Annotated in this window: 18 protein-coding genes; 9 read left to right on the top strand and 9 right to left on the bottom strand. The window is 28.0% G+C overall.

The features are described from left to right. Nucleotides 1-108: 108 nt before the first annotated feature. From cfbE to lon, 4 genes are all read right to left on the bottom strand, one after another. Nucleotides 109-1,455, bottom strand: a complete 1,347-nt coding sequence (gene cfbE, locus A9758_RS05270) for a coenzyme F430 synthase (RefSeq protein WP_011406907.1) — start codon at nucleotides 1,453-1,455, stop codon at nucleotides 109-111. 29 nt (nucleotides 1,456-1,484) lie between these two features. Next, complete coding sequence (locus A9758_RS05265; protein WP_011406906.1) at nucleotides 1,485-2,312, bottom strand: NAD(+) kinase; 828 nt, start codon at nucleotides 2,310-2,312, stop codon at nucleotides 1,485-1,487. 13 nt (nucleotides 2,313-2,325) lie between these two features. After that, entirely contained in the window at nucleotides 2,326-3,156 is an 831-nt protein-coding gene (locus A9758_RS05260; RefSeq protein WP_011406905.1) for a bifunctional fructose-bisphosphatase/inositol-phosphate phosphatase, read from the bottom strand. Nucleotides 3,157-3,285: 129 nt separating this feature from the next. After that, a complete protein-coding gene (lon, locus tag A9758_RS05255) occupies nucleotides 3,286-5,763 on the bottom strand; it encodes an endopeptidase La (RefSeq protein ID WP_011406904.1) in 2,478 nt (825 codons plus the stop codon). A gap of 298 nt (nucleotides 5,764-6,061) precedes the next feature. Here lon and A9758_RS05250 point away from each other — a divergent pair, with 298 nt between their 5' ends. Beyond that, a complete protein-coding gene (locus A9758_RS05250; RefSeq protein WP_011406903.1) occupies nucleotides 6,062-6,517 on the top strand; it encodes a pyruvoyl-dependent arginine decarboxylase in 456 nt (151 codons plus the stop codon). 36 nt (nucleotides 6,518-6,553) lie between these two features. On the opposite strand, the gene hisC is transcribed toward A9758_RS05250, so the two are convergent. Beyond that, nucleotides 6,554-7,657 (bottom strand): histidinol-phosphate transaminase, encoded by a 1,104-nt coding sequence (hisC, locus tag A9758_RS05245; RefSeq protein ID WP_011406902.1) that lies wholly within the window; start codon nucleotides 7,655-7,657, stop codon nucleotides 6,554-6,556. A gap of 12 nt (nucleotides 7,658-7,669) precedes the next feature. Further along, on the bottom strand, nucleotides 7,670-8,137 hold the full coding sequence (locus A9758_RS05240; protein ID WP_011406901.1) for a gamma carbonic anhydrase family protein: 468 nt from the start codon (nucleotides 8,135-8,137) through the stop codon (nucleotides 7,670-7,672). 195 nt (nucleotides 8,138-8,332) lie between these two features. On the opposite strand from A9758_RS05240, the gene A9758_RS05235 reads away from it, so the two are divergent. Then, a complete protein-coding gene (locus tag A9758_RS05235; protein WP_011406900.1) occupies nucleotides 8,333-9,049 on the top strand; it encodes an anaerobic ribonucleoside-triphosphate reductase activating protein in 717 nt (238 codons plus the stop codon). Nucleotides 9,050-9,054: 5 nt separating this feature from the next. Further along, nucleotides 9,055-10,188, top strand: a complete 1,134-nt coding sequence (locus A9758_RS05230) for an ASCH domain-containing protein (RefSeq protein ID WP_011406899.1) — start codon at nucleotides 9,055-9,057, stop codon at nucleotides 10,186-10,188. A gap of 2 nt (nucleotides 10,189-10,190) precedes the next feature. On the opposite strand, the gene A9758_RS05225 is transcribed toward A9758_RS05230, so the two are convergent. Beyond that, a complete protein-coding gene (locus A9758_RS05225) occupies nucleotides 10,191-10,925 on the bottom strand; it encodes a UPF0280 family protein (protein ID WP_011406898.1) in 735 nt (244 codons plus the stop codon). Between the two features lie 127 nt (nucleotides 10,926-11,052). Here A9758_RS05225 and A9758_RS05220 point away from each other — a divergent pair, with 127 nt between their 5' ends. From A9758_RS05220 to cgi121, 5 genes are all read left to right on the top strand, one after another. Next, nucleotides 11,053-11,892: a PH domain-containing protein gene (locus A9758_RS05220; protein ID WP_011406897.1), complete on the top strand. Its 840-nt coding sequence runs from the start codon at nucleotides 11,053-11,055 to the stop codon at nucleotides 11,890-11,892. 89 nt (nucleotides 11,893-11,981) lie between these two features. Then, the gene (locus A9758_RS05215; RefSeq protein WP_011406896.1) at nucleotides 11,982-13,142 is read left to right on the top strand and encodes an NAD(P)/FAD-dependent oxidoreductase; all 1,161 of its coding nucleotides are present in this window, start codon (nucleotides 11,982-11,984) and stop codon (nucleotides 13,140-13,142) included. Next, nucleotides 13,127-14,197: a DNA methyltransferase gene (locus A9758_RS05210; protein ID WP_011406895.1), complete on the top strand. Its 1,071-nt coding sequence runs from the start codon at nucleotides 13,127-13,129 to the stop codon at nucleotides 14,195-14,197. The genes A9758_RS05215 and A9758_RS05210 overlap by 16 nt, the downstream gene beginning before the upstream one ends. A gap of 9 nt (nucleotides 14,198-14,206) precedes the next feature. Continuing rightward, the gene (locus A9758_RS05205; RefSeq protein WP_011406894.1) at nucleotides 14,207-15,694 is read left to right on the top strand and encodes a (R)-citramalate synthase; all 1,488 of its coding nucleotides are present in this window, start codon (nucleotides 14,207-14,209) and stop codon (nucleotides 15,692-15,694) included. Between the two features lie 4 nt (nucleotides 15,695-15,698). Beyond that, nucleotides 15,699-16,214, top strand: coding sequence for a KEOPS complex subunit Cgi121 (gene cgi121 / locus A9758_RS05200; RefSeq protein WP_011406893.1), 516 nt, complete (start codon nucleotides 15,699-15,701; stop codon nucleotides 16,212-16,214). A 71-nt stretch (nucleotides 16,215-16,285) separates the two neighbouring features. On the opposite strand, the gene A9758_RS05195 is transcribed toward cgi121, so the two are convergent. Both A9758_RS05195 and A9758_RS05190 read right to left on the bottom strand, forming a co-directional pair. After that, a complete protein-coding gene (locus A9758_RS05195) occupies nucleotides 16,286-17,281 on the bottom strand; it encodes a hypothetical protein (RefSeq protein WP_011406892.1) in 996 nt (331 codons plus the stop codon). Nucleotides 17,282-17,294: 13 nt separating this feature from the next. Then, nucleotides 17,295-18,458 (bottom strand): Nre family DNA repair protein, encoded by a 1,164-nt coding sequence (locus A9758_RS05190; protein ID WP_011406891.1) that lies wholly within the window; start codon nucleotides 18,456-18,458, stop codon nucleotides 17,295-17,297. A gap of 90 nt (nucleotides 18,459-18,548) precedes the next feature. Between A9758_RS05190 and A9758_RS05185 the strand changes: the two genes are divergently transcribed. Further along, a complete protein-coding gene (locus A9758_RS05185) occupies nucleotides 18,549-19,325 on the top strand; it encodes a pyrroline-5-carboxylate reductase (protein WP_011406890.1) in 777 nt (258 codons plus the stop codon). Nucleotides 19,326-20,558 lie beyond the last annotated feature (1,233 nt).

Raw genomic sequence — 20,558 nt, 5'->3', positions numbered from 1 at the left:
ATTTAATATATTTTTACCATGTCTTTGATTTAAATAAATATATTACTCAATAAGTTACTTCTTCTTTTTATACTCTTACAAATAATTTTAATTAGTTTCAATTTATATTTAATTTGGAAGATATGTAATATTTCTAGCATACTCACTTCTGTAAATTATTTGAATAACATCATAATCCTTTTTAAGTAAATAATTAAAAGCATCAGTGAGTTCATGATAGAATTCATAGTCTTTATCTAATTTTTTTAATAGATTATATCCAACATCTCCTGTTAAAACAATAGGTGAATCTATGGTGGATATGTATTTAGATAACTTCTCTTCATCTATTTCCTCACAAGTTATACCATAATCTCCACCAACAATCAACACATAATTATTTGAATATCTCTCTAGATTTGAAATACATTTTGATATGGATGTGGTGTTAAGTCCTGGATTAATATCTTCAAGAACTATTTTATCTTCAATATATTTAATTGATCCTCTACCTTCTATTGGTAGAGTATCCTTTATATTTGAGGTAATTGTTTTTATTGGAATATCCAACAACAAACCAACACACACAGCATATAGTATGTTATTTATATAAAAATCACATAGGGCAAAACAATTCACTCTAAATTCATAGTCACAGTATTTTATTCTAATTGAAGTACTCTTAATATTATAATCAATCTCTGTTGTATAGATGTCTGCAGTTTTATCATCTAAACTAACAGTTATAATATTTTTGTCCATGTGTGGGTAGTACTTCTTAAGGGTAGTTCTATCACAAATAACCTTTTTTGATTTAAAAACTGATTTTTTTGCACTAGATGCACTTTGGCTATTATCTGCAATTGGATAATCCTCTAATATATTTGTTAGAATACCAATGTCTGTATTTGTTGTTATACCAAGAGATACTTCAAAAATACAGTAATCAATACTACTGAGTAAATTCATATCTTTTGCTCTATTAAGGGCATGAATTATACTGGCTGGTGTGATACTCAGTGTTTTATCCAAAACAATCTCCCTTTCACAACTTTTATATAGAAGATTATGGCTTGTTAAAACAAGAAGATTTTTATTTTTTAAAACTTCCATTATTAAGTTTGCAGTTGTAGTTTTTCCCTTAACACCAGTAATTTCTATAATCTTAAAATTCCATCCATAACATTCTTCATGTTTTTTAATTAAATATCCTGTAAATTCATGATGAGTATAATCACACCTAAATAATGGTTTCATATGTATGGGACTAATTGTAATATATTTATCCTCATTTTTCCTAATATCATCTAATGAAAGAAACTCAACATTATATTTTTTTTTATAAAATTCTTTCATATCTAAATTAAGTTTGTTGTATGTATCATAGAAAAATAAATTATTCTTGGTGTATTTTGAATATTCTTCAAGAAGTGTAAGTCCACCATGATTAGCATCACTAATTAATATGTTTTTCATATCAACACCTAAAAAAGAGAAAATTGTAGTTAACCTACAATTAATTTATTATTTACACTATTATAGAAATTCTTTTTAAATCTAACAAAATATGCTGAATTTTCGGATTTTTTAAGTTTAATTTCTCCTAAATAGTCAAATTCCTTATTTACAATACCATCAAGAACAGCAACTCCTTTTTTACCTTCTTTTAAGAATTTAACTGTGATGATACTATCTGCTGGAACTATTTTTGGCCTAGTATTTAATTTAAATGGACATATTGGTATGATAATTGCTGCATCAACCCTAGGATCAACAATTGGTCCTCCCGCAGACATAGCATAAGCAGTAGATCCACTGGGTGTGGATATAATTAAGCCATCAGCACGAACTTCATCTACAATTTCTTCATCCACAGAAACACGTAAATCTAACATTTTAGCAGGTTGACTTGTCATTAACACCAATTCATTTAAAACAGTATGCCATTGTGAATCAATTAGAACATCTAATTGTAATCTTTCTTCTATAAAGAAATCATAACTTAATAATTTATCAAGACATTCAAATATGTCCTCAGGATCAACTTCAGTTAAAAAACCCACAGTTCCCATATTAATACTAAGTATTGGTATTTTCTTTGGAGATAGATAACGTTGAGCATGTAGGACTGTTCCATCACCACCAACACATAATACAATATCAGCATTCATCTTTGTAATATCTACACTATTTTCTGAGTATTGTGGAAGTTTTTTAGTTAGTTGTGAATCTAATTCAACTTCAATATTATTTTCAAATAAATATTTTATAATAGTATCATCAAGTTCTATAGCTTCTTCTTTATCAGTACGTGAGATAATTCCAATTCTCATATAAATCACAAACTTATTCTAACAATTTAATAATATCTTCATGTATTTTCTCATTTGCTGCTGCTATTATCGATGTTTTTTCTTTTAAATTCAATTGATTATTTATATTTCCTGTTTTTGCATTGGTTACAATACCATTATTTTCTTTTATTATTAATTGTGCTGCAGCAATATCAAGAACTCTTACCTGGCCAATATCTAGGAATACATCGTATGTTCCATCGGCAACATAACATAATTCTATTGCAATAGCACCCATTAAACGCATACGTCTAACTGATGAACATAACTTACTAAGACTATTTTTCTTAGCTCTATAAACATAAGTGCTCACTGTTGATTCAGATGCTTTTGTAATCTCTGAAATCTTCATTGGTTTATCATTTTTTGTAGCTCCATGACCTTTTACAGCCATGTATACATCACCAATAGGGAAGTTTTTAACATAACCTATTTCTATATCTTCCAGTGTAATTTTTTCTAAATCCTCTCCAGAATTAATTTTAGCTAATGCTAGAGAAATACCATAACATGGTATGTTTTTTAAGGCATTACTTGTACCATCTAAAGGATCCATTATAATAATTGCTTCTGGATTATCACCTATTTTAATAGTTCCACTTTCTTCACTAATAACAATCAATGATTTTCCACTCTTTTTAAGAATATCAATAGCCATATCTTCAGCATATTCATCAATTTTATGGGTTGGTGTTCCATCTGCTCCTATCTTTGTTATTGTTCTTATTTGGGGATCGTTTCTGGCAGTATTTATTGCATCTTCCACTTTATTTGTCATATCTTCGAATAAGTCTAGCCAAAAATTTATTTCATTATCATTCATTTTTCCACTTCAAAATTCTCATTATATTGTTATATAATATATTGTAATTAATTTATTATAAAATTAGCATATATTATCTAAAAAAGATTTTTCTAATTGGAAATTATTTAATTAAAAAAAATAAGGGGATTAGGGTGTTACTTTATTTATTTCATCAATGGAAATATTTAAAGGTTTATTTTCAGGTAATTTTAGTCCAAGAGCTTCATATAATACTTCATCAACAGTTTTCATTGGTTTGAATGTCATATCATCTTTAACTTCACATGGTACATCATCAAGATCCTTCATATTTTCTTCTGGAAGTAAAACTGTTTTTATACCAGATCTATGTGCAGCTATTACCTTTTCTTTTATTCCACCTACAGGTAGAACTTTTCCTCTTAATGAAATTTCACCAGTCATAGCTAGTGTGGAATCAACAGGAGTATTTGTTACAAGGGATGCTATTGTTGTAAGTAGTGTTACTCCTGCAGATGGACCATCTTTGGGTATTGATCCTGCAGGTACATGGATGTGAATATCTCTTTTTTCAATATCTGAATCTTTAAGTACAGTTGCAAGTCTTGATTTTATTAAACTTTGTGCAATCTGTGCAGATTCTTTCATAACATCACCAAGTTGTCCTGTTAATTTTAATTTTTCCTCTCCAGGTAAGAGTACAGCTTCTATAAATAATATGTCTCCACCTATAGGTGTCCATGCAAGACCTGTAACAACACCTGGTGGATTACTATCTGGAACTTTATCATAATGTGATTTTTCATGACCTAATATGTCATAGAGCATGTTTTCATCTACAACATAGGGTCTTTCAACATTATCAACAACAATCTTTTCAGTAACATATCTTGCAATTGCTGCAATTTCTCTTTTAAGACCTCTTACACCAGATTCTCGTGTGTATTTTTCAATTAAACAATCAATAGCATCGTATGTTATTTTAAGATCGTCCTCTGTTAGGCCATGTTCTAGGAGAACTTCTTTAATTAAGTGTTCATCTGCAATATGATGTTTTTCAGTGTTTGTATAACTATCTAATTCAATTATTTCTAGTCTATCTCTTAGTGGTCCTGGTATGTCTTGTAATGAATTAGCAGTTCCTATAAAGAATACGTCTGATAGATCATATGGTACTTCAAGGTAGTTGTCTGAGAATGAATCATTCTGTTCAGGATCTAGAACTTCAAGTAGTGCACTAGTTGGATTTCCATTAAGAGATTCAGTCATTTTATCAATTTCATCAAGAACAAATACTGGATTTGTTTTTCCAGCTTTTTTCATTCCATTGATTATACGTCCAGGTAGAGCTCCAAGATACGTTCTTCTATGTCCTCTAATTTCAGATTCATCATTTACTCCACCTAGACTTACTCTTACATATGGTCTCTCAAGTGCTGCCGCAATACTTTTTCCAAGACTTGTTTTTCCAGTTCCTGGTGGTCCAACAAATAGTAGAATAGATCCTTGTTTGTCTTTTTTCATTTTAAGAACAGTTAAATGTTGTATAATTCTAGTTTTTACCTTTTTTAATCCATAATGATCATCATTTAATTGTTTTTTAGCTTTTACTATGTCAATTGTAGGATTTTCTTCTTTATGCCATGGTAGTTGAAGTATGGTATCAAGATAGTTTCTTATTATATTTTCTTCTGCATTGTTTTGTCCTTGTCTTTCTAATTTTGTTACTTCCTCAAGTGCAGCTTCTTCAACTTCTTTTGGAAGTTGGGCATCTTTTATACGTTCTCTGTAGGTTTTATGTGCTGGAGTATCATCTGTCATGTTAAGTTCTTCTTGAATCAACTTCATTTGTTCTCTCAAGAGAGTGTTTTTATGTGTTTCATTCATTTTTTTGTTAAGTTTTTTAGCAAGTTCCATTTGTATGCCTATTGCATCTTTTTGTTCAAGAAGTAGTTGTATAACTTTAAGAGCTCTTATTTTAACAGAATCTAACTCAAGTAGTTCTTGTTTTTTATTAATTGGAACTTTTAGAAATGGAAATACTTCTGCAAGTTTATCTTGTGTATCTAGTTTTCCAAGTATTTTTCTTGTATATTTATCTGTATTTGGTAGGAATTTTGCTATTTCAAGTACTGTTTCATCTATGTTTTTGTTTAATTCTGTTATTTCATCTTCTGTTAGAGTATTTTCTTCTGGAAGTATTTTATATTGAGCATGGAAGAATCCATCTTTTTTAAGGATTTTATTAACATATACTTTATCTTTAACTTTTAATTCAAGTACATATTCTTCTGGTAGTAATTCATTTTCTTTGTCTTCTGTTAAACTTTTTATTTCTAGAATTACCCCCACATCATAGAATTCTACATTTCCATTTCCTTCTTCTAATTTTTTTGGTGTTAATATAATTCCATGATTATTATCATCTACTGTGTGTAGTAGGTTGTCTGTGTGTTGTTTGTCAAGGTTAAGTGTTATATCTGTATGTGGTAAGAGTATTGTATTTGGTATGAAAATTATTGGTAATTGATTTTGGCTATCAGTATCATCAAAACATGTGGGATTGGTGTCTATATCTTTTATGAATCCATCTTTTCTCAGTTGTTGTGTAAATGATAGGTTTTCATTTTCCATCTCTTGGGTCATGTTTTTACTCCTTTTGTTTTTTATGAATTAATAAAATTAATCTTCATTATAATAATTAACTTTTATTTTATTTTTTATAATCTTCTTAAGCTTTTATTTATTCTTTCTTTTGTTTTTTTAGTAGCTTTTTCATGATTTACATATTTTTTATATATAAAAGTAGGCTTATATACTTTTTGATTTTTATAACTAAATGTAATTAAAAGAATCTTTCATATAACATATATGAAATAGAATACCTTTTTAAAAGATAATTTAAACATAATAATATAACAAGTCCTAGGAGGAAATCTAAAACATGAAAGTATCACTAACAAAAGGTGCATCAGAAGGACCAACAAAACTAAATGCATTTGACAATGCACTTCTTGATGCAGATATAGGTAATGTTAATTTAATTCCAGTATCAAGTATGCTACCACCAAATACTCAAGTAATACCAATGCCTAAATTAAAACCAGGAGAAATGACAAACTGTGTATTATCTCATCAATATTCAGATAATCCAGGGGATGAAATATCTGCAGTAATAGCATTTGCTCAAGCAGAAGAGATGGGTTGTGTAATTGAAACATCTGGGATTAACAGAACACTTAAACAACTAAAAGAAGAAGCAAAATTCATGGCAGAGTATATGATAGAAAAAAGGGGCCTTGAAATAATTGATTATAGGGAAGTAATTCAAACACATAAAGTAATAGATAAGGCAAGTGTAGTTGCTGCTTTGATATATCATGATCCTATAAGACACTAAAAAAAAATTAGATAATGAAAAAATAATAGAAATATTTTAATTTTCTACTATTTCTTTTAATATTTCAATAAATTTTTCATTTTTTGGATGTGTTTCAACACTAATGCGAATATAATATTCATCAAGACCAACAAAACTTGTACAGTCACGTACAATTACACCCCTAGACATTAACTTTGAAGTTAATTCTGCTGCTGTGTATCCTGTTTTTCGAACATCCATTAACAAATAATTAGATTTGGATTTATAAATATGAATGTTATCTATACTATTAACACTTTCATACAAGTATTCTCTCTCAGTAATTGCTTTTTCTGTGGATTCTTTAATAAATTCTTCATCATTTAATGTTGCAATAACAGCTTTTTGAGAAGGAACTGTTACACTAAATACTGGTTTTATTCTTGACATTTTTTCTATAAAATCTGGATTTGAAAGACCATATCCAATTCTTAAACCTGCAAGACCCATTACTTTAGAGAAGGTTCTTATTATGAATATGTTATTGTATTTTTTAAGTAAGTTCACATTATTAACTTCAGAAAATTCCCAATATGCTTCATCTATTACAACAAGAGCATCTGTAGCTTCAATAATTCTAACAATATCTTCTTGTGGAATAAGTCCTCCTGTAGGATTGTTTGGAGTACATAAGAAAATTACTTTTGTTTTATCTGTAATGTTATTAAGGACAGAGTCCACATCTAATTTATTTTCTTCAATATTCCATGTAGCATAAACAGCTTTAGCATTAGATTGTTTGAAGGTATATTCATAATATGTATATGTAGGTTGATGTACTATAAATTCATCACCTTCATCAATAACAGTTTTTGCTAATACTTCAAATAATTCATCAGCTCCATCTCCACCAATAATAACTTGATCTTTTGTTACATTAGCATATTTAGCAATTTGTTCTTTAATATATTCATGATTAGATTCAGGGTATCTATTTATTTCATCAATAGAATCAATAATTGCTTGTTTTGCTTTAGGTGAAGGTCCCCATGGATTTTCATTAGATCCAAGTTTAATAATACTTTCTTCAGCAACACCATATTCTTCAGCAATTTCCTTTTTAGATCTACCTGGAACGTAAGTTTTGTATTCCTCTAATATTGCTCTTGTTTTTACCATATAATCCCTTTTTTATTCTTTTTCAAATGCTAATTCAACGTATTCATCAGCATTTTCAGTAATTTCTTTAATTTCTTCTTTAGTTAATTCGCGTACAGCTTTTGCAGGTGATCCAATGATAAGTGATCCTTCGGGAAAAGTTTTATTTTCAGTTACAAGTGCACCTGCTCCAACTAAACAATTCTTAGTAATATGTGCACCATTTAATACAATAGCACCCATTCCTATTAAAACATTGTCTTCAATAGTACAACCATGTATAATTGCATTATGTCCAATAGATACATTTTTACCAATTTTAACTGGATAATTAGTACTTACATGTACAACGCTATTTTCTTGAATATTTGATCTTTCACCAACAGTTACAGGTTCAAGATCTCCTCTTACAACAGCATTATACCATACTGATACTTTATCACCTAATGTTACATCATCAACTACATGTGCACCGTCATAAATTTTAGTTTTATTAGCCATAATTATCACATATTTTTTCCATATTTTAAATTTAATTAATATAACTAAAAATATTCTTTATTTATTATATATATTTTTTATTTAAACATTTATTTTTTTTAATAAATTAATTTATAAATAAACTTATTATATTACTATGAAACAATTTATTATTATATTAGAAAAAAATACTTATTTAGAATTTGAGTGATTTAATTGAATATACAACCAACTTATTCTTCACTAGATTATCCAGGTAAAATGGCATTAGTTTTATTTATACCGGGATGTGACCTAAGATGTAAATATTGTCACAATCCTCAATTATTAAAGAATGAATCATTATCACGGTGGGATATAGAAGAGGTTGAAGAAGAAATAGATAAAAATGTTGATTTTATTGATGCTATAGTAATAAGTGGTGGTGAAGCATTACTACATATAGATGTAGTAAAACATTATATTCAAAAAGCTAAAGAATTTGATTTATTAATTAAATTAGATACAAATGGATTGCATCCTGAAAATTTAAACCAAATTATAGATGACCTTGATTATGTAGCAATAGATATTAAAGCACCATTAGATAAATATTATAAAATTAGTGATGTGTATCCAAATAATGTTAAGGAAAGTATTAACAAATCAATTGACATAATATTAAATCACAATGTATTTTTAGAATGTCGTACAACATATGTTCCAAATTTGTTAAAACCAGAAGATATTCAAGAATTAACAAGAAATCTTAGATGTAATATATATACATTACAACAATTTAGAAACAGAGTAACATATGATATAAGTCTTTCAACATATGAAGAACCAAATCCAGAGGATCTTGTAGAAATTATAAATTCTCTAGATACAACAATACCTGAAATTCATCTTAAATCTAACCAATTTGGAAATCAAACAATTAAAAAAGAGTAAAAACCATGCCAATTTTATTACTAGGAAATAGAGATATTGATTTGATTAGTGGAAAACGCAATGTTACAATTAGACGTTTGTGGAAACAACCATTATATAGGGGTGATAGGTTATATTGTTACTGGAATATCCTATCTAAAGAACGGGAAAAATTATTTGAAGCTGAAGTTACAAGGGTGGAGATACTGACATTTAATCAAATAATAGAAGATGCAACACTGCCTACTAAGTTAGGATATAAAAATTCGAAGGAAATGGAGAAAGATCTTAAAAAAACATATCCCAACAATACAAGTGGTAAAGATAAGTTTCAAGTATTTGAATTTCGTAAGTTACATGTAACACAATGGGAAGGTTCAGCAATTAATCAAAAAAACATGATTATTAAAAAGGCAGATGTATTATTTGAGATGGGTAAGTATAAACAATCATCAATCTGTTACAAGGCGGCATTAGAATATGATCATGATGATGTAAAATTACTAAATAGAATTGGTGATACACTCTCACGTCTGGGACAATTTGGGGATGCTATAAATCATTATAAAAAAGCAATAAAATTAGAACCAGACAATGAATATCTCTATAATAACATAGCAATAGCATACCTAAATAAACATGATTTGGAAAAGGCTCTTAAAATGAGTGATAAAGCATTAAGTATCAATATGCATAACACAACAGTATTATATTGGAGAGGATTGATCTATGAAATGCTTAATGATTTTGAAAATGCCTTAAATTCCTTTGACATGGTTATAGAAATAGATGATACAGATGCTGATGTATGGAATGAACGGGCAACAGTATTGAATATGCTTGGTAAAAGTGAAGAAGCATTATATTCCTATGATAAATCATTGGAATTATGTTTAGATAATGATAAAGATTCAAATACTTGGGCAAGTAAAGGAAATACACTCCTTGGACTGCAAAGATATGAAGAAGCAATTGAATGTTATAATAATGCATTAAAACTAAATGAAAACAATCCTATAGTGTTAAATAATAAAGGGGTGGCATATATGGAATTGGATGATTTTAACAATGCAATTAAATGTTTTAGAAAGGTTTTAGTGATCTATCCAGATAATCCTGATGCTCAAGTTCTTCAAGAGGTATGTCTTGAAAATCTATAAATCTATTCTATTTCAAATGCTTCTTTTACATGTGTGTTGTTAATTGAGATTAATTGTGGAATATGTCCAGTTTTACCAAGAGTTTCTCCCTTTATAACAAGAACTCCCTCATAGTAGTCACTGTATTTTTCAGCATAACTTAGAGCATTATGAACAACTTCATTTTCTGTATTTCCATTTCCATAATTACCAATACTTGTTGCAAGACTATCAGCTATGCTACTTTGTTTACTAAATACTATGGTTGCATCAGTACTACCAAAACTTTTTGAAGGACCATCATATGAGGAGGTGCATATGCCGTATTTATAAGGTTTAGGTTTTATTTTAAAACCATAATTATATGAAAAACTAGTTTTTCCAGCATAAATACCCATATTTATCTTTTTGTTTGTTTTAAGAGCAATATCTCCACCATTTTCTACTATTGAAAATTTACTTTTAAATGATTCAAGATAATCTAAACACATCTCACTTATACTTCCAGCAACAGCAGCCATAGGTCCAGTATTTGCTATTTCACCAGCTTTAGTCATTAATTTGAGTATAGGTTTCTTATCAATTAGGGGTATGGGGGTATATGATTTTAGAAAATTGGGATTTTCTTTAATTTCATTTAAAATTATTTCTCTCTGGTTTTGAATAAATGGTTTAATATCACAGTTAATATCTGTTTTTAACATGATATGTGTTGTTTGAATATCTATATTTTTTATATGGAGTGTATTTTTTGGCATTAAAATCACGATTTATTATTTTATAGAATCAAGTATCTTTTTTTTAAATCTTTTATAAAATTATATTATTTATTATTAACAAATATACTTAACATATTTAAAATAATAAATGGGGGCATGATTATCTATGATGCCAAAACCTAATCAATCTAGGCAAAATAAGTATAATACCTATGATAATAGACCATCTAATAGTGAACATGTTCTTCTTGAAACAAGACCGAACATATTATTATACTCAGATAATTTTGTACTGAAAATAGTGGTATTATTCCTGTTAGTATTTTTATTTGCACCATTAATAACAGTATTCTATGGTATACAAAGTAATTTATTAACAACTTTTCAAATCAATCTTGAAAATATGACTTTTATAATGGAATTAATACTTATTTTTTGTATTTTAATTGTAATTATAAAAATAGGATTGGATGTTTTAGATTGGAATTATACACTCTATACTTTAACAGAACAACGTGTAATAATAAGGAGGGGATTTTTCCATAAAGAAAAAATCGCCATGTCTTATAGTAAAATACAAGATATAGAAGTTTCTCAATCAATTATTGAAAGAATTCTAAACTGTGGAAATATGATAATCTATGGTGGACATGATAACTCAGAAACGATTCTTGATGCAGTACCAAATCCTAGTAAAGTTGAAGATATTGTAATGAATAAGATAAGTAATGTCCAATCAGACTCATATAGGGGATATTCAAATTTCAATTCCACATATGATCCTAGATTTAACAAATACAATACTCAATCAAATAATTATCAACAGGATTACCAATATGATAATTATAATCAGAATTTTGATAATCAAAGGGATTATAGAGGTATCCAAGAAGAAAATACTAAAACTTCTAAATGGAAACAAATGATGGGGGATAAGAAAAAATCTAAAAGAGAACTGGATGAAATAATTAACAAACATCAAAATAGATTTAAAAAGTATAAATAATTTTATTTCACCTTCTTTTTTTTTAGATTGATGGAGTTATATTTATTATAGATTTTTTTTTGAATTATACAACAAATTGGATGTAAAATATGACAAATTATGATATAATTGTAGTTGGTGGTGGACCAATAGGATCTACATATGCATATAAAATGGCAAAATTAGGATATGATGTAGCTCTCTTTGATATGAAAAATAGGATAGGTCAACCACTACAATGTGCTGGACTGGTTTCAACAAATATTGATGATACTAAAAATTTACCAAGAGAATTTATATCTAATGAAGTTAGGGGAGCTAACTTAATATCACCAAATAAAACGACAATACATGTTGAAAAAGATAATACAGTAGCATATGTGCTAGATAGGGTATTGTATGATAAGTACTTGTTTGATAGAGCTATCAATGCTGGAGTGGATGCCCATATAGGAACAATGGTGGATGATGTTGATATTAACAACACCACATTAAGAATAGGTAATGCATATCATAGAGCTAAATTAATAGCAGTAGCATGTGGACCTAATTCAAAAACATCAAAGAAAATGAATCCTAATTTAGATGAAGATTCATTCATGGCAATACAATACACTATACAAACAGATAATCCAAGTACTGAATTTGTGGATGTATCTGTTAGAGAAGAACTATTACCTGGATTTTTATGGAAAATACCAGTATCATCTAACCAATCAAGAATTGGTTTATTTACAAAAAATTCCTATGGTGGAGCAACAAAACTATTGGATAATGAGCTTTCATTAAATGATGAAATTATTCAAAAACATTATGGAATTATTCCTAGATTTAATATTAATAAGAAAATAGTTCAAAACAACACAATACTTCTAGGAGACACGGCAAGTCAAGTTAAACCTACAACAGGTGGAGGTATTATTTCAGGATTTAACTGTACAGAAATTGCAAAAAATAACAGTAATAAAATGCTTGAATCTGGAGATAATTCATACCTAGAAAACTATGAAAGAGAATATCATGAAAGATATGATGAAGAATTTAGGACTCAACATAATGTTCAAAATATAATGGAAAACATGACTGAGGATGATTTTAATTATATGTTCAATCAATTAAATGAATATGATGTTGATAAAATAATTTCAGAATATGGTGATATGGATAATCAAATTCCATTACTAAAACAATTAATAAAAACAGGAATAATTTTTAAATTATTACCAAAAATAGGTGTAAGGAGACTGAAAAATATATGGAAATCACTGTAGTACTTTCCCAAGAAAATGAAACATTACCTAAAGCAGAACTATTATCAAGACTAGAAACATTGGATATAAAATACACTATTTTAAATGAATATCCTGGAATAATAGAATTGGATGTTGGGGCTACATGGGAAGATATTGTAGAATTGGGAAGTCATTTAGGATATACTCATGAAATACTAAAAACAATATCTAAAACAACACCAGAAAAACTTGAAGAATCAATAGAGGATATAGATTGGACAAAATATGTTACAGATTCATTTAAAGTACGTGTTAAACGTATGGGTGGTGGTGATGTTGATAAAGATAAAATTGAACGTAATATTGGTGGATTTATTAAACAAAAATCAAACATGCCAGTATCATTAGATGATGCAATATGTACAATTAAGTTAATATACACAAATCCAGAACAAGTAGTAAATGAATACAAAGAAGTATCTATAAAAAAATATAATAAAGTAATAATAAGCCAATTAATAATAGAACAAGATAAAAAACATTTCTTTGACAACAAACCACATAAAAGACCATACTTTCATCCAGGTTCAATGAGTCCAAAACTAGCATTATGTATGGTGAATTTAGCTCATGTACATAACAACGACACTGTACTTGATCCATTCTGTGGAACTGGTGGAATTCTTATAGAAGCAGGAATATTAAATACTAAATTAATTGGTTCAGATATTGAAAAACATATGTATGAAGGTTCAAAACTTAACTTGGCACATGAAGGTTTTGAAGACTTTAAAATAATGTGGGAAGATGTACGAAAATTAGAACTTGATGAAACAGTTGATGCAGTGGCAATGGATCCACCATATGGTATATCAACAACTCTTGGTGGAGATAATACAAAAGAACTATATCATGAAGCACTAATTGCAATTTCAAATTATTTAAAAGATGATGGGTATATATGTATGGCAAGTCCACATTACATAGACCTAAATGAAGTTGTAGAGGGTACATCCCTTAAAATTAATCAACAACATGCTATTAGAATGCATAAAAGTTTAACACGTATAATAACTGTTTTATCAAAAAAATAGGTGATAATCATGTTAAATGATTTAAAAATATTGGATACTACTCTAAGGGATGGAGAACAAACACCTGGAGTATTAATCACATCTAATGAAAAGTTAAGAATAGCTTCAAAATTAGATGAGTTAGGTGTGGATGTTATAGAAGCAGGTTCTGCTATAACATCAAAAGATGAACAAAAAAGTATTAAAACCATAACAGAAAATAAGTTAAATGCAGAAATATGTAGTTTTGCAAGACCAATGAAGATAGATATAGATACAGCACTTGATTGTGATGTGGATAGTATTCATCTAGTAATTCCATCATCAGATTTACACATTGACTATAAACTACGTAAAACAAGAGAACAAGTAGAAGAAATGGCAGTTAATGCAACAGAATATGCTAAAAGTCATGGTTTAATAGTTGAATTATCAACAGAAGATGCAACAAGAACAGGTATGGATGATCTTAAACATCTATATAATCAATGTATTGAGGTTGGAGCAGATAGGCTATGTGCATGTGATACAGTGGGAATCTTAACACCAGAACGTTCCTATGAATTCTATAAAGAATTAGCACAACTTCCACAACCACTTAGTGTTCATTGTCATAATGACTTTGGACTTGCAGTTGCAAATACACTAGCAGCTTTAAATGCTGGAGCACAACAGGCACACGTAACAATAAATGGTCTTGGAGAGAGAGCAGGTAATGCTTCCTGTGAAGAGTTAGTAATGGCAATAGAATCATTATACAACATAAAAACAGGAATAAAAACTGAATTATTCTATGAAATATCTCAACTTGTAGAGAGAATATCTGGAGTTACACTTCAATCTAATAAGGCAATAGTTGGAAGTAATGCATTTGCACATGAATCTGGAATACATGCAGATGGAGTACTAAAAAAATCAGAAACATATGAACCAATAAAACCAGAAACAGTAGGACATAGAAGAAGATTTATACTAGGAAAACATGTTGGAAAACATGTGATACATGAAAAAATAAAGGAAACTAATACACAAGTAACAGATGATGAATTAAATAGAATATTTGAAAGAGTAAAATCATTATCAGACATGGGAAAAACAGTAACAGATGTGGATTTACAAGCAATAACAGATGATATTCTAAATATTGACATGGAAGACTCATTAGTACTTCAAGAATACACAACAGTTTCTGGAAATAAAGTAACACCAACAGCATCAGTAAAAGTAAATATAAATAATAGTGAAAGAATAGAAGCAGGAGTAGGTGTAGGGCCAGTTGATGCTGCAATTGAGGCAATACGAAAAACAATTAAAGATACTGCTGATATTACACTTGAAGAATACCATGTTGATGCAATTACTGGTGGAACAGATGCATTGATTGACGTACTTGTAAAACTTAAATATAATGATAAGGTAATAACAGCAAGAAGTACAGAACCTGATATTATAATGGCAAGTGTAGAAGCATATTTAAAAGGAGTAAATAAAATACTTACAGATGAAAAAAGAAGATGAAAGAATGGATTTACAGAAACAATTACTTAATGAATACACAATAACAATACATTCCTATCCTGATAATACAATTGAAAATATTCCAGAATTTCTAAAAAAAATAGATAACATAACTTCCCAAAAAGAAGATTCAACGATACAGTTATTGGATTGTGATTATATCTGTGGAATTAAACACTTAAATCAAGCAATAGCACAGTCAATAAAGGCATTTCAGGAAAAACAAAATTTTGCTCATGACAGAGGACTTGAAATATGTGTAAGATTATCAGCACAAAAACAAATAACACAGGCTCTTAACTTACTTGGAATTAAAAAACAAGGAAATATTACAGTAGTATATATTAATACAACAGATAAACAAATAATGGAAGTAGAAATGTTTTTATCCAATAGACGTGATGAATTACTAGAAGAATATGACTCTAAAAAAATAGTGGAGAAATATGAACTAGTAAATGATGAAAATATAGAGGATACTCTCTGTGAAAAAATTGCATTACTTTCAATAAAAAATTAATTCTCTTTTTCTTTTTTTAAATAATTTGTAATGATTTTTACACTTGAAATATATGACTGCATGGAGTAACTTCATTGTTCATTTATTGATTCTATTATAATTTCTATTAATTCATCAATTTTTTCTTGATTTAATTGATTTATATCTAAATTTTTTACTTCTATGGCAACACATGGTTTTTTTAGTCTATTATAATTAGGGCCTGTTGTTATTATACTTTTATTATCTGTAATATCGAGTTTTTGTCTTATATTATATGCTAATTTTTTAGTTTTACTTTTACTTTCTGTTGTAAATATGGTGTTTATTCCAATGGAGTTACTATGTATGACATTATGTGTTGTATCATCTTCTAATTTTTTTGATAATTCTTTTTTAAGATAAGTATTTAATTTTATTGTTTTATCTAATATGAGTGGTGCCTTTGTTATTTCATTACTTATTCCAGCACATGTTATATTATCTGCTTTAAATGTTTTTAATAGGTGGTTGTTGAATTTTAATTTCTGTGTTATGTTGTTTATAAATCCACCATTTTCTATATTCACTATTTTAGGTGAGCCTGTTGAACATACTTGGATATCACAGTGTTCTTGTGATGACAATTCATTAGATCCTACTGTACCTGAAATATCTAAAACAAGGATAACATCATATAGGGCACATAATTCAAAAATTTCATTTACAGGTTGTAATGCAGTATAACCAGCGAGAGTTGTAATATAAATAGAACCTACATTGTTATTTTTTAAATAATTATGAAGATATTCAATATTTATAATACCATCATCTGTGTCAATAGTATCTACTTGTTTTTTTAATATCTTTGCACTTCTTTCTAATCCATTCCATCCACCTTCATCAGGTATAAGTATGGGTTCAGGTAGTGCTTCAACAACAGTTAATATACAACTATTTGCACTATTGAGTATATGTGTTTCATTTGAAGGCAATAACTCTTGAATACCTTCAATAGCATCAGTATAATAATCATGATTAGAGTAAATAGCCTCCTTCATAAGGGAAGATGCATCTTCAGAACGTTTTTTATAATCTAATTTTAACAAATATATCACCAACCTAGAAAAACTCATCAAGAGTAGTTTGTCTTTCTTTTAATATTTCATCTAATAAATCACTAGCCCTTCTAAAATCTTTAATTGTAAGTTTTAATTTTGTTTCAATATAATCTAGTGATTGTTGCATAGTTTCAAATTCCTTAGGCTTTGAATTCATTGCATGACGAATATTCTCACGCACATTAAACACACCCAATGGAATATAATCTTCATTAGCTTCTCTGAAAATAATACAACCTGCTTGTTGTTTGTCCCGTTCCATCTGTTCAAGAACAGCCATCTTAGCAGTATAGTAACATCCACCAACACGTGAATATTCTTTTTTTCCATGATCTCGTTCATAATCAGTAAAAATCATAGCACCATTACTTGTATTTAAAAAGGCTTCCATCCATTCATATTGCCATGGTGTAGGTATTTCAAGAATAGCATAATAATTATTTAGACTGGTAAATTCATATACTTTATAACAATCAATTTGAGAATAATATTTAACATTCTTAAGTAAATTATTTGCAATTGTAGTATCAACAGCAGTTATTGACCAACGGGTAGGTACTAATTTTCTATTCTTCTTCTCACCCATAGTTCCAACAGAAAATGCTTTTTGTATCTGTGAAAATGGAATATTTTTCTTATGTAATATTTCAACAGCATCACTTGCCCTTAAATCAGTATCATAGTATGCTTTTTCTAGTTGATAATCCCATTTTACATTTTCAATATCAAATTTCTTAAGAAGAGCACTTGGTCCATGTGGGGTATTTTCTGCACTTAAAGTCATACCATATGGCTTTTTATTAAATTCTGCTTCACTAACTATTGATTTTGAAGCCATAGATATTTCCTGTAATTTTTCAACATAACTATTTTCAAGATCATTTATTCCAATTGTCTGTTTTCCCCTTACAAGATTCAGACGATAATTTATAATCTCTTGTTGAGAAGTATTTGTTGAAATCCATTCTTCAGGTTGATCCATAATCATGGAATCTTCAAATTCTGGTGCAATTAATGGTCCAGCATATACCTTAGGATAGTTATAACTACCAATAAAAATTGAAGGAGGTGTTGTACCATCAATTTCCTTGCCTATTTTCTTTGATTTCATATTATATAACTGTTTTGTTATGGTTTTTAGAAATTTATATTTACTTTCAATCATTGGTATTAACCCCCTCTTTTTTAGATTAACTATTATTATATTATTATATCTTAATAAAGTATTATAGTATTCAATTAGAGAATAATATTTATGAAAGATGATCTTTTTAAAAATAATATTGGAATAATAGGAGCAGGGCATATAGGCCAAGCATTAGCACTATCATTACTTGAAAAAAAATATCCTCGAGAAAATATACAACTATCATATAATGGTTCTATTTTCACATTCAGTGATTTATATGATAATAATTTAGATGAATTAATACATAATAATTCAGATATTGTAAAATCGTGTTCTATAATAATTTTATCTGTACCTCCACAGAACTTTAGACAGATTGGTGAATTTGGATTAGATGAAGATGTACTTGTAATTTCTTTCATGGCTGGTATAAGTATAGATACTATTAAAAGACAAACAGGATCAAACAATGTTGTACGCATTATACCAACAGGTCCTGGTACAATTAGAAATTATAATGCCATAGCAGGAGTATACCCAGAAAATAAGAAAGCTAATACTATTTTTAAATTATTAGAAATAGATTATTACGTATTAGATAATGAAAATCAAATGAAATACATGGTTTTAGCAGGATGTTTACCTGCAGTTTACTCTGTTGTCGATGCACAATTAGATGAAAATAAAGAAGCTATTGGAAAAATTGCTGAGGAATTTTCAGATTTTATTGAAATTTCTTCAAAAGCAGAGAAATTAGTTCCCAAATCAAATAAAGAAGAATTTGTAAAGGAAGTTTCAACACCTGGGGGTGTAACAGAAGCTATTATAAATAGTCTTTCTGAGGGAAAATCATTATATGATTCTTTAATCAAAGGTTTAGAAAGAAATGAGGAATTATCATAAAATGAGATTATGACATGATTGGAACAAGTAGTTATTAAATCATGTCATAACCTCTAAAAATAAAGTTATAGTTCTCTTAAAAAAAAATAAATAGACTTTGACTTACTCCAACTATTATGGTTGGTGTTTCTCGGGCAATAAACTATTATTGTAGTTTAGATTAATCGAGCTATCCCCCACAGCCCATGGGTTTGTTTAATCATAGCTTCTTCTTTTTTAGGTTTAAAATAATTATCTTCAAACCATTATTTTAGTGTTACTGATGATTTTAATTGTTTATATTCTTTGTCTATCATCCTCAACATTATATATAGGGTATTTTAGACTAAGAAAGATAAATTTAATTTTTTTGTCTACAATTTCATATTTTATCAATAATATTATGAAATTGAGAGAGTTTTTATGAATAAATATTAATTTTCTAGGATAACTTCATTTTTTTTTAAATAATTTTAATTTATACAATTAGTAGTATTTGCTTTGTTATAGTGGTTGTTTTTGTATAAATCAAATTATTTTTCGTGTATTTTTAGCATTGCTTTTTGATTTTTCACTAGTTGTTAATTGTAATATTTATATTACTTATTTAAAATTTCATCTAATCTTGTAGAACAATGAATTACGAATATGTTATAGTTGTTATGATGATACTATGATCATAATTCAGAAATATGATGCTATTTTTAAATAATGTATATAATTTTAGTAAAATCTTTAAGTTTTGAAATATTATATCATACTATTGTTATTGAGAGTCTTGATAGTGATAATTACTTTTATTATACTTGGTTGAATTATCATATTCATAATAGTAATTAAATTAATACTTTGATTATGTTTTATCTATTATTTAGTTAATCATTAACTTCAATTTTTTTTAAATAGATTGATTTTAATATTCCTATTTTAAATTTCGGATGGCTATCTATTATTTACATTGTTTTAAAGATTTTTTTGTAAATACACAGTTTCTCATGTTTTTTTAATTTCGATACAAATTACTTTGTATCTTAAGTTATTTTTTTTACACATATAATATATATATTTATCTAATATCTGTAATGATTTAATATGATATATTATTTTGTATCTGATTTTTAAAAAAAAGTATAAGTTTTAAAAAGAAAATATTATTTGTACTAATACTCCATTGGATGCTTGTTTTAGAGTATTTTTTTTTATTTTCTTTTTTATGTACTTGATTGAAGTTATCCATGACTTTATAATGGTGTT

Origin of the sequence: Methanosphaera sp. A6 (assembly GCF_001729395.1) — an archaeon.
In the GTDB taxonomy this organism is placed as follows: domain Archaea; phylum Methanobacteriota; class Methanobacteria; order Methanobacteriales; family Methanobacteriaceae; genus Methanosphaera; species Methanosphaera stadtmanae.
Note: the sequence above shows the minus strand (reverse complement) of the source record. Positions and strands in the feature narration are given on the sequence as shown.